Below are 12,047 nucleotides of genomic sequence, written 5' to 3' on the forward strand. Positions count from 1 at the left end.
TACATACGTCATTGCGAGGTACGAAGCAATCTCCGGATAAGCTAATTCCGCGAATGACAGTTAAGAGATAGACTTAAACATGGACAAATACATCTGGCTTATTCCTTTACTACCGTTAGCCGGTTTTGTTATTAACGGGCTTGGGCGTAATGCTTTGCCTAAAAATTTAATTGGCGCTATCGGCAGCCTGCTGGTACTGGTATCATTCGGGTTAAGCGTGGCTACCTTTTTCCAGATCAAGGCATCAGGCGTACCTATTAACGTGGAACTGTACAACTGGTTCACGGTTGGTAACCTGAATGTATCGTTTGCATTCCTGATCGATCAGTTGAGCGCTATCATGCTGCTTATCATAACGGGCGTGGGCTTTCTGATCCATTTATACTCAATCGGCTATATGCACCATGATAAGGGCTTTGGTAAGTTTTTCGCTTACTTAAACCTGTTCGTGTTCTTTATGCTGCTGCTGGTAATGGGCTCCAATTACCTGGTGATGTTTATCGGCTGGGAAGGCGTGGGCCTATGTTCATACCTGCTGATCGGCTTTTGGTTCAACAATCCAAGCTATGCCGATGCCGCTAAAAAAGCATTTGTAATGAACCGCATTGGCGATCTGGGTTTCCTGATCGCGGTGTTCTTGATATTTAATACTTTCGGCAGCATCAGCTTCGCGGATGTATTCAGCAAGGCAGCTACCATGCACTCCGGCGATAGCACTATCCTGTTAATTACATTACTGCTGTTTGTAGGCGCTACAGGTAAATCGGCACAAATACCCTTATTTACCTGGCTGCCCGACGCGATGGCCGGTCCAACCCCGGTATCGGCACTGATCCATGCTGCAACAATGGTTACGGCTGGTATTTACATGATCGCCCGCTCAAATATTTTGTTTACGCTGGCTCCGGTAACTTTAGAAGTAATCTCCATCGTAGGTATGGCAACCGCCGCATTCGCCGCGCTTATAGCCCTTACCCAAACTGATATTAAAAAGGTACTGGCTTATTCAACTGTATCGCAACTGGGTTATATGTTTTTGGGTTTAGGCGTTGGTACTTACACCGGTGCTTTCTTCCATGTGTTAACGCACGCTTTCTTTAAAGCCTTATTGTTCCTGGGTGCCGGTTCGGTTATCCACGGCATGAGCAATGAGCAGGATATGCGCAAAATGGGCGGACTACGCGGCAAACTGCCGGTTACGTTTTACACCATGCTTATAGGTACCATCGCGATAGCGGGTATACCACCGTTCTCGGGTTTCTTTTCAAAGGACGAAATACTGGCACATGCTTTTGAGCATAGTACTACCTTATATGTTTTAGGTGTTATCACAGCGGGCCTTACCTCTTTTTATATGTTCCGTATGATGTTCCTGACGTTCTACGGAAAATTCCGTGGCACGCATGAGCAGGAGCACCACCTGCATGAGTCGCCTGCAACCATGACTATCCCGCTTGTTGTATTGGCCATCCTTTCCATAGTAGGCGGTTTGATCGGTGTGCCAGAAGTATTGGGCGGCCATCATGAGTTAGGCGCATTTTTGGCACCGGTTTTTGAGCAATCCGCTAAACTTACCGGTGAGGCGCATCATTTATCGCACAGTATTGAATGGATATTGATGGGCGTATCAGTAGGTGCTGCGTTGATCGCGCTGGGCTATGCCTATATTAAATATATAAGCGGGAAACATGTGCCGGTTGCTGATACCGAGGAGCGCCACATAATATCAAACCTGTCATACCATAAATTCTACGTGGATGAACTGTATGATTTCCTGATTCGCAGGCCATTGGATGCCTTGTCGGTATTCTTTTATAAGGTGGTTGATCTGTTGGGTATTGATGGGTTGGTTAATGGTTTGGGTAAAGGTTCAATTGATGCAAGTAAGGGCCTGCGTTTGCTGCAAACCGGCAATGTGGGTTTCTATATATTTATGATGGTGATAGGCATCGTAGCAGTGCTGATGTACGGTTACACCCTAATTAATTAAAACGCAAGCGTTAAGTTGATAAAATGACGGTTAGTATTCTACTTTTTTTACCTGTAATTGCCGCTGTAATTACCGCCTTTATTAAAAACGGCGCAGCCAAGCATGTGGCGCTGTTTTTTGCTGTTGCCGAAATGGCCGTAGCCTTATTGCTTTTAACCCGTTTTGTGCCCGATGCTTCTGTACAGTTTAGCGTTAGCTACCCATGGCTGCCAAAATTTGGCGTGTATTTTACCGCCGGTATTGATGGCATCAGCATGATCATGGTGTTACTGACCACAGTACTGGTTCCGTTAATTATACTTACCACGTATCAGCATCAGTATAAAAACGCGGGTGCTTTTTACGCGTTGATACTATTTATGCAAGCCGGTATGCTTACCGTGTTTACCGCGTTAAACGGCTTTTTATTTTATGTTGGCTGGGAAGCCGCGCTGATCCCCATCTACTTTATATGTGGTTTGTGGGGCGGCGAAAACCGCATTCGCATCACCATTAAGTTTTTCATTTATACCTTCGCGGGTTCGCTGTTTATGCTGTTAGGTTTAATTTACCTGTACCTGCATAGTCCGGCCAAAACGTACGAGTTGAGCGACCTATCGAGCATCGGACTAACCAACTTACAACAAGCCTGGTTATTCTGGGCGTTCTTTATCGCTTTCGCTATCAAGATGCCGGTGTTTCCGTTCCATACCTGGCAGCCTGATACCTATACCACAGCGCCATCGGCCGGTACTATGCTGCTTTCAGGCATTATGCTTAAAATGGGTATCTACGGGGTTATCCGCTGGTTACTGCCAAATGTGCCGGTGGGATTTTTAATATGGCAAAATATTGTGATGATACTGGCGGTGATCGGTATTGTATATGCCTCGCTGATCGCCTTTAATCAAAAGGATGGCAAGCGCCTGGTAGCTTATTCATCCATTGCCCACGTAGGTTTGATAGCCGCGGGCATATTCGCATACAATACGCAAGGTATGCAGGGCGCGCTGATACAAATGGTGAACCATGGTATCAACGTAGTAGGTTTATTTTTTATCTGGGATATTATCAGCCGGAGGTTAGGTACGCGCGATATCAGCCTGATGGGTGGTATTGCCAAAGTAGCCCCTCAGTTTGCTATAGCATTTTTGATCATCACCCTGGGCACTGTTGCCCTGCCATTAACCAATGGTTTTATCGGTGAGTTTTTACTGTTAAAAGCGGTATTCAATTATAATATATGGATAGCGGCCGTAGCCGGACTGACCATCATTTTCGGCGCCATTTATATGCTGCGCATGTACAAGCAGGTAATGCATGGCGAAACCAATGAATTAACAGCCTTGTTTACGGATATTACCGGTACCGAAAAACTGGTTTTAGGTATAATATGTACGCTCATCATCGTGTTAGGCGTATACCCGCAACCATTATTACACATATCCGAAGCAGCGGTAAACACACTGCTTGCCGAGATCAGCCAGAAAGTAGCGGCAATGACAAGTAAGTAATAGTATTTAGAGTTTATTTTTATAATAACAGATGACCACCTTAATAATATTATCAGTTTTACCCTTGCTGCTTTTGTATCTTGGGTTGTTTAAAGCAAACAAGGCGTTATTGCCGGTGTCGGTTATTGGTTTGTTAGTTGGTTTAGGTTTTGCCTTTGCCGAATGGAATACAAACGCCCAGCCCATATTTTCGGGCATGATGCTGTTTGATAATTTTTCGATCGCTTTTTCAGGCATTACCATACTATCTACTATATTGATCCTGCTGCTTTCAAAGGGGTATTTTGAAAAGATCAGCAGCCACGTGGCCGAATATTATGCTATCATATTATTTGCCTTGGCGGGTATCATCGTTATGGTATCATTCCATAACCTGGTTATGCTGTTCATCGGTATCGAGATCATGTCGGTTAGTTTATACATCCTGGCTGGGATCCGTAAAAACGACTTCGCGTCTAACGAGGCCGCTTTAAAATATTTTTTGATGGGCGCTTTCTCAACAGGCTTTTTACTGTTCGGTATCACCCTGATCTATGGCGCATCCGGCTCATTTAACCTTGAAGCTATCCGCACTTTTGTAGTTGAAAATCCGCGTGAGATCGGTCCGTTATTCTATACGGGCTTATTATTAATTATAGTGGGCATGTGCTTTAAGGTAGGCGCGGCTCCGTTCCATTTCTGGACACCGGATGTTTATGAGGGTTCGCCAACGCTGATTACCACCTTCATGTCAACCGTGGTAAAAACAGCAGGTTTCGCAGCTTTCCTGCGTTTGTTCTCAGCCAGCTTCGCGCCGCTGTCTGATTTTTGGGCACCGGTACTACTGGTTATCACTATATTAACCTTGTTTATCGGTAATATAACCGCCTTATACCAGCAAAGCTTTAAAAGGATGCTGGCATTCTCCAGTATCTCACACGCCGGGTACCTGCTGTTCGCTATAGTGGCGCTGGGCGCAGCCTCGGCGAGTTCGGTATTTGTATATGCTTCGGCTTATTCTGTCGCTTCTATCATCGCCTTTGGCGCATTAATACTGGTGCACCGCCAAAGCGGGTCAGATAGTTTTGACAGCTTTAATGGCCTGGCCTCTAAAAACCCTTTCCTGGCCTTAACACTTACGGTGGCCATGCTTTCATTAGCCGGTATACCATTAACTGCCGGTTTTATTGGTAAATTCTTCATGTTCTCTGAGGCCTTGTCAAAATATCAGTTGTGGCTTGTAGTGCTGGCGGTGGTTAATGCTATCATTAGCATCTTCTATTATTTCAGGGTTATTATTGCCATGTACTTTAAAACTACTGATAGGGGCGAGGTTGCTGTACCAGCTTACTTTAGCTTTGTATTAGGACTATCGGCGTTAATCACCATTATAATTGGTGTTTATCCTGCAATAATTTCCAACCTGATTTAATATCAGGGCCGGGGCCAATACATCTTAGCATAATTATTTGTAGTTTTACGGCACACTGCATGGAAAACATCTGGGATAGCCTGCAAAGTTTAACTGATGCCAATACCATAGTCGGTCTTGGCTTTTACGTTTTGCTTATTGTTGTTTTTGCCGAAACGGGTTTATTCTTCGGCTTTTTTCTCCCGGGCGATTATCTTTTATTTATGGCCGGCATATTTTGCGCGGCGGGTAAGTTACCGGTAGATATCAGCATGTTGGTGTTTTCGCTGGCTATAGCAGGTATTTTAGGTAACTATGTGGGCTACTGGTTTGGTTACCGAACGGGGCCTTTATTATACAAACGTAAGGATACCTGGTTCTTTAAAAAGCGTTATGTAATGGTTGCCGAAGAGTTCTACAACAAATATGGAGGCACGGCGCTTATTTTAGGTAGATTTTTTCCGATAATCAGGACTTTTGCACCTATCTTTGCAGGAGTTGTTAAGGTAAGTTTTAAAAAGTTCACCATATACAATATAACGGGAAGCGTTTTGTGGGTGAGCTTGCTTACATTGGCGGGTTATTTTTTAGGCAGGAGTTATCCTGAAATAGAAAACTACCTGCAATATGTTATTTTAGCATTTTTAGTAATAACAACTGCTCCCTTAATTTTTGCTTTTGTTAAAAAGAAACTAATTAGCGATAAAAGCGTTAAAGAAAACAAAATTGATCATAAAGATATACAACAATAAATGAGTACTCAACACCCATGGCACCAGGTATCTGCTGGTAAAAATGTTCCGGAAGTAGTAAGCGCTATCATCGAGATCCCGAAAGGCTCGAAAGCAAAATATGAAATTGATAAAGATTCAGGCCTGTTAAAGCTTGACCGCGTGCTGTTTTCATCTGTAATGTACCCGGCTAATTATGGTTTTATCCCGCAAACTTATTGCGATGATAAAGATCCGCTGGATATATTGGTATTGTGCTCGGTTGACGTTTTCCCGATGTCTATCATCGAAGCCAAGGTTATCGGTGTAATGCACATGGTTGATAACGGAGAGCAGGATGATAAGATCATTGCCGTTGCAGCCAACGACATGTCAGTAAATTACATTAACGATATTTCTGAACTGCCGCCGCATACTATGAAAGAGATCGTTCGTTTCTTCTCGGATTATAAAACCCTTGAAGGTAAAAACGTAACCATCGAAAAATGGCTTGGTGTAAGTTACGCCCACAAGGTAATTGAAGAAAGCATTGAGCTTTACCAAAGTACCTTTCCTGTTTACCAATAATTAATACATGGACCCCGAGCATTACGAAATAAGCGGTTTTTACATATTTGCAACCATTTTTTTGGTTTTATTGAACGGCTTTTTTGTAGCCGCCGAGTTTGCCATGGTGAGGGTTAGAGGCTCACAGATTGAGATCAAAGCCAAATCAGGCAGCGGCGTTGCTAAAATAGCCCGGGGTATACTGCATAATTTGGATGGTTACCTTGCTGCTACGCAGTTAGGTATAACCATAGCCTCGCTTGGTTTAGGTGTTGTTGGAGAAGGCGTGGTTACCAATATGGTGGTTCGCGCTTTTATGGCTTTTGGCATTACGCTAAGCCCCGGCTTTATAACAGCAAGCCACGTTATCTCTTTTATTGTTATAACCGTTTTGCATATTGTTTTTGGTGAGCTTGCCCCCAAATCATTAGCTATACAAAGGTCGGTACGTACGGTAATGGCCGTTTCGTTTCCGCTGCGTTTCTTTTTCGTGGTGTTCAGGCCTTTTATCTGGGCGCTTAACGGCTTTGCTAATTTTATCCTTAAAGCCTTTGGCGTAATCAGCATACACGGTTCTGAAACACACCATAGCTCTGAAGAATTGCAGTACCTGCTTGAGCAGGGCAAGGAATCAGGCGCACTGGATAGCAATGAGCACGAGCTGATACAAAATGTATTTGAGTTTAATGAGCGCGTGGTGAAAAACATCATGGTGCCTCGTACCAAAATATCAGGTATCGATCTGTCTACCGAAAAGCAGGAACTGCTTGAAACCCTTATTGAAGAGGGCTACTCGCGCATGCCGGTGTATGAGGAGGTGATTGATAAGATCGTAGGTATTGTACACACTAAGGATATTCTTCCGCTGATGGTGAGGGGAGAGGAGATCAACTTGAAAGAGATCATCCGTAAGCCCTACTTTGTACCCGAAACCAAGAAGATCAATGATCTGATGGCCGAATTGCAGCAAAAGCGTATACAGATAGCCATTGTGCTTGATGAGTTTGGCGGTACTGCCGGCATGGTTACGCTGGAAGATATTGTTGAAGAACTGGTAGGAGAGATACAGGACGAATACGATGAAGAGAAGCCGATTGTAGAAGAGGTGAACGAGCGCGAATTTATTGTGAATGCCTTGGCTTCAATTTACGATGTTAACGAGCATTTGCCGCATGATTTGCCGGAGGATGGTGATTATGATACCGTTTCGGGTTGGCTGGGCGATTTGTTTGGTAAAATACCCGACGTTGGTGAGCAAAGAGAAGCTAACGGATATAATATTACAGTGCTCAAAAAATCAGACCAAAACATTGAAGCGGTAAAACTCGAACTGCTCATAAATGATGAAGATACCGTAGATTTGCATTAATTTGCAAACTATGCATCTGTTCTACACCCCGGATATTGAGCCCAAAGTTTCCCAATACTTTTTAAACGAAGAGGAAAGCAAGCATTGCGTGCGCGTGCTGCGCCTTAGCGTTGGCGACGAAGTGCAGTTGATTGACGGGCGCGGCGGCTTTTACATCGCCCGTATAAAGGACGCTCACCCTAAACGTACCATACTTGATATTGTAGCGGTAACCGAGCATTACCAGCAGCGTAATCATTACCTGCACATTGCGGTGGCACCCACCAAAAATATTGAACGCCTGGAGTGGTTTTTAGAAAAAGCTACCGAGATAGGTATCGATGAAATATCGCTTATCATCTGTCAGCGGTCTGAACGGAAGGAAGCCCGTGTAGACAGGCTTAACCGTATTATCACTTCGGCGGTAAAGCAATCCATCAAAGCCTATCATCCGCGATTAAATGAAACGGTGCCGTTCAATAAATTTATTTCGACAGCCTTAAATGGGCAAGGCTTTATTGCCCACTGTGCTGAGGGCGAAAAGGCATCCCTTAAATCAATTTTAAAAGCAGGCGAAAGTACCACTGTTTTGATAGGGCCCGAAGGCGACTTTGCCGATAATGAAATAACCGCAGCTTTGAATAGCGGTTACAAACCCATAACTTTAGGTGACAGCCGCCTGCGTACCGAAACGGCCGCGCTTGAGGCTTGCTTTGAGGTGAACTTTTTAAACCGGTTATGAAAAAAAGGTTTTTATGGGTAGGGGTACTCGGTGCCTCGCTATTATTTAGCGGTTTTAATGCTGCTACCTATAAACTCGGCCGCCTAAAATATAATGGCGGCGGCGACTGGTATGGCGACCGCACCGCCCTGCAAAACCTCATTAAATTTTGTAATGATAACCTTAAAACCAATTTTAAGGCCGAAGAAGAAATAGTAGAGGTTGGCAGTGCCCAGTTATTTGATTATCCCTTTGTTTTTTTAACCGGGCACGGCAACGTGATCTTTTCTGCCCAGGAAGCACAAAACCTACGTAAATACTTAACAGGCGGCGGCTTTTTGCATATTGATGATAATTACGGGCTGGACAAATTCATCCGCCCCCAAATGAAAAAGGTATTCCCAGAACTTGATTTTGTGGAGCTGCCCCTTAACCACCCGGTATTCCACCAAAAATACGAGCTGCCTAACGGCTTACCCAAAGTGCACGAACATGATAATAAAAGGGCGCAGGCTTTCGGCTTGATATACAAAGGCCGGCTGGTGTGTTTTTACTCTTTTGAAAGCGATTTGGGCAACGGCTGGGAGGATTATGGCACTTACCCCGGCGATAGCCAGGAAACCCGGCTGAAAGCACTTAAAATGGGTGCTAACCTAGTGCAATATGTGTTTACCCGTTGATTGCTTGATCGTAATTGAGTTACGAAGCAATCTAAGAAGCATTTGTAGAACATATCTTAAAGAGATTGCTTCGTACCTCGCAATGACATAACTCTCTGACTTATACACATAAAAACGAAACCCCGTAAAATATTACGGGGTTTCGTTTTTATGTAGTTACAATTTTATCTTGATTTATAGTTCTTAGGCTTTTTAACCCTGATGTGCGGTTTGCCTTGCGGATTGATCTCGGGCGCGCCAACCATAGTCATGGCGCAGCGGAAACCAACCTCGGCGCTGGAGTTATCCTGATCCATAAAACGGCGGGTGGCAGGGTTTAACCAAAAGGCCATGTCATTCCATGATCCGCCTTTGTAAACCTTTGAGCGGTTGCTAACCAGTGTGGTAGTGCCGTACAGGCTGGCATCAACGGTATCAATATAATCACGATAGTCGTTAGTGTATGGTTTGCCTGCAATGGCGCTTGGGGCGACAGTAGCTGTAACGCCGGTGCTATCTGTACCTGCCGGGGCTTGTGCATCACCGGTAGTGCTTTGGGCGGCTCCGCCTTGCTGCATGGCAACAAACTCGCTGTACTTCATTTTACGGTTTGTTTTAGCCGGGTCTTTTATGGGCCTGCCATATTTATCCTTGGCGTAAACACCTTTAGTAGGGTCGGCCATGCGTTTGTTGGTAAATTCGTTACCGCGGAAAGGGTTAAAGTCCTCTACATCCTCAAATGACATTTGGCGATAAGTATCAGCCACCCATTCGTTAACGTTACCGGCCATGTTATACAAACCAAAATCATTTGGCTCGTAAGAACGTACCGGGGCGGTAATATCAGCCTTATCGTTCAAATAACCACCTACACCGGCATTATCGCCATTGCCGCGTTTAAAGTTAGCCAGCATTAAGCCGCGTGTTGCTTTTTTAGGCGAACGTACACCAAGGCCATTCCATGGGTATACTTTGCCATCGTTTATGTTTTCAAATTCAGTATTACCTGCAAGCGATAGCGCGGCATATTCCCACTCAGCTTCAGAAGGTAAGCGGTAGCCTTGTTTGATAATGCCATCTTCCATACGTACCGGGCGAACAGCTTTTGTGCCCTGAGCGTTAGGATTAAGATCGGGCATCATTTTTTTACCATCAATACCGGCACCACGATACTGGTTATTGGTGTAAATTTCAGTGTTGAAAGGCTCTTTTCCCTTACGTGCGGCATTATCTTTCCAGTTGGCTAAGTAGCCGCCTTCACGTAAAATATTTTCGTTAGTACGGTCAGTACGCCAGGTACAGTATTCCTGCGCCTGCTCCCAGGTTATGCCTACAACGGGGTAATCCTGAAAAGCCGGGTGCCTTAAATAATTATCAACATAAGGCTCATTGTATGATAAAGGCCTGCGCCAAACCAGCGTATCAGGCGTAGCATTGTAGTATAGCTCACGATCATCCGGGAAAGTAATATTTATCCAGTGCAGGTAATCCAGCCAATCCTGATTTGATACTTCGGTTTCGTCCATATAAAATGATGGCACGGTAACACGCCTGCGGGTATTGTTATTATCATAAGTAACATCCTGATCGGCGCTGCCACCCAATACAAAGGTACCGCCCTCAATTGGTACAAGGCCGGGGCCCGGGCTTGGGTGCGTTTGCCTGAAACGCATATAACCACCGTTGGATCTGTCATTGTACGCAAGGCCCGTTTTTTGCGAACGCTGTTTTTTGGAGCAGCCGGTTACGGCCATGCCAACTATCAGTAACGCCAAAGCAGTTCTTGTAAAAGTTATCTTCATATTATCTAAAGCAAATTATCAAGTGGTAAAAGTAGCAACTTCACCCCTTTATACAACAATACTCTCTGTTTTGTTTACTGCTTTTTTTAACGTAATTGAAGCTGAAATTGTTACAACCTAATTATAGCATTTACGTATTATCATTTTAGTTTTTGATATACCCCGGTATCAAATTCATATATTTGAAAATATAACCCTTACCCATCCAGCTAAATGAAGCTTCAGTTTATTAAAGCATCTGTATACGCGGCTCTTATGTTGCCATGCGCGGCTATTGCGCAAACCGGTTTAAACGGCAGTTCGGGTACGGCAATACGCACCGAGGTGCCTTTTTTAACCATCACGCCCGATTCGCGCTCCGGTGCTATGGGTGATGCCGGTGTGGCCATATCGCCTGATGCCAACTCCGCTTACTGGAACCCTTCAAAGCTGGCTTTTTTAGAAGAAAATCACACGCTTTCTCTATCATACAGCCCATGGTTACGCCGGTTGGTACCCGATGTTAGCCTGGCCTACCTTAGCTATGCCCACAAGCTGGATGACCGTAACAGCATCGGCCTGTCCTTACGTTATTTTAACCTGGGTTCAATTTCACTTGCTGACGAAAGCGGTACCAGCCAGGGCTCATACAGCCCTAACGAGTTTTCGATAGACGGATCATTCGCCCGCAAGTTTGGGGATAACCTGTCGTTAGGGTTAACGTTGCGTTACATCCGTTCCAACTTATCAAACATATCGTTTGTATCAGGTTCGGCACAAACTGCGCGGGCAGGCAATGCCGTAGCGGCCGATGTTTCCCTGTATTATAAAAACCCGACACAGCAATTCGGTAAGGATGCCCTATTCGCTTTTGGTGCCAACATATCAAACATCGGTACAAAAATAGGTTATACTGATAATGGCCCGCGCTATTTTTTGCCTACCAACATGAAGCTGGGTATAGCTAATACCTGGTTTTTAGATGCCACCAACCAGCTTACCTTCGCTTTTGATGTGAATAAGTTGTTAGTGCCCACCACTACAGTTAACCCGGATGGCAGCATAAATAATGGCGATGATGTATCGGTACCGGCGGGTATCTTCCAGTCGTTTACGGATGCGCCCGGCGGGTTTCGTGAGGAAATGCGGGAGATCACCTTATCGCCGGGTTTAGAGTACTGGTACAATAAGCAGTTTGCATTGCGTACCGGCTACTTTTATGAGGCAGCCTCAAAAGGCGGGCGTAAATACCTGTCGATGGGAGTGGGCTTCAAATACCAGGATTATACGTTCGATTTTTCATACCTGGCGGCTAACCAGCAAAACAGCGCGCTGGCCAATACCCTGCGTTTCACATTATCTGCTAACTTTGGCCTTAAAAAATAATT

The 12,047-nt window shown here is 44.8% G+C and carries 10 protein-coding genes; 9 read left to right on the forward strand and 1 reads right to left on the reverse strand.

Annotated features, from left to right (window positions below; translation table 11 throughout):
• Positions 1-79: 79 nt before the first annotated feature.
• From nuoL to AC3WJC_RS00915, 8 genes are read left to right on the forward strand one after another with little or no spacing between them, the layout of a single operon-like run.
• Positions 80-1,990, forward strand: a complete 1,911-nt coding sequence (gene nuoL / locus AC3WJC_RS00880) for an NADH-quinone oxidoreductase subunit L (RefSeq protein WP_492397179.1) — start codon at positions 80-82, stop codon at positions 1,988-1,990.
• Positions 1,991-2,013: 23 nt separating this feature from the next.
• Positions 2,014-3,483: a complex I subunit 4 family protein gene (locus AC3WJC_RS00885; RefSeq protein ID WP_492397180.1), complete on the forward strand. Its 1,470-nt coding sequence runs from the start codon at positions 2,014-2,016 to the stop codon at positions 3,481-3,483.
• A gap of 31 nt (positions 3,484-3,514) precedes the next feature.
• Entirely contained in the window at positions 3,515-4,894 is a 1,380-nt protein-coding gene (locus AC3WJC_RS00890) for an NADH-quinone oxidoreductase subunit N (RefSeq protein WP_492397181.1), read from the forward strand.
• 59 nt (positions 4,895-4,953) lie between these two features.
• Entirely contained in the window at positions 4,954-5,625 is a 672-nt protein-coding gene (locus tag AC3WJC_RS00895; protein ID WP_492397182.1) for a DedA family protein, read from the forward strand.
• A complete protein-coding gene (locus AC3WJC_RS00900; RefSeq protein ID WP_492397183.1) occupies positions 5,626-6,171 on the forward strand; it encodes an inorganic diphosphatase in 546 nt (181 codons plus the stop codon).
• Positions 6,172-6,178: 7 nt separating this feature from the next.
• Entirely contained in the window at positions 6,179-7,519 is a 1,341-nt protein-coding gene (locus tag AC3WJC_RS00905; protein ID WP_492397184.1) for a hemolysin family protein, read from the forward strand.
• A 10-nt stretch (positions 7,520-7,529) separates the two neighbouring features.
• Complete coding sequence (locus AC3WJC_RS00910) at positions 7,530-8,240, forward strand: 16S rRNA (uracil(1498)-N(3))-methyltransferase (RefSeq protein WP_492397185.1); 711 nt, start codon at positions 7,530-7,532, stop codon at positions 8,238-8,240.
• Positions 8,237-8,899 carry a DUF4159 domain-containing protein gene (locus AC3WJC_RS00915; RefSeq protein ID WP_492397186.1) on the forward strand — a complete coding sequence of 221 codons (663 nt, stop codon included), beginning with the start codon at positions 8,237-8,239 and terminating at the stop codon, positions 8,897-8,899. Before AC3WJC_RS00910 ends, AC3WJC_RS00915 begins: the two co-directional genes overlap by 4 nt.
• A gap of 164 nt (positions 8,900-9,063) precedes the next feature.
• Here the strand turns inward: AC3WJC_RS00915 and AC3WJC_RS00920 are convergent, their stop codons facing one another.
• Positions 9,064-10,680, reverse strand: coding sequence for an SUMF1/EgtB/PvdO family nonheme iron enzyme (locus AC3WJC_RS00920; RefSeq protein ID WP_492397187.1), 1,617 nt, complete (start codon positions 10,678-10,680; stop codon positions 9,064-9,066).
• Positions 10,681-10,893: 213 nt separating this feature from the next.
• Between AC3WJC_RS00920 and porV the strand changes: the two genes are divergently transcribed.
• Positions 10,894-12,045 (forward strand): type IX secretion system outer membrane channel protein PorV, encoded by a 1,152-nt coding sequence (porV, locus tag AC3WJC_RS00925; RefSeq protein WP_492397188.1) that lies wholly within the window; start codon positions 10,894-10,896, stop codon positions 12,043-12,045.
• Positions 12,046-12,047 lie beyond the last annotated feature (2 nt).

This window comes from Mucilaginibacter sp. FW306-07-L (assembly GCF_058782065.1).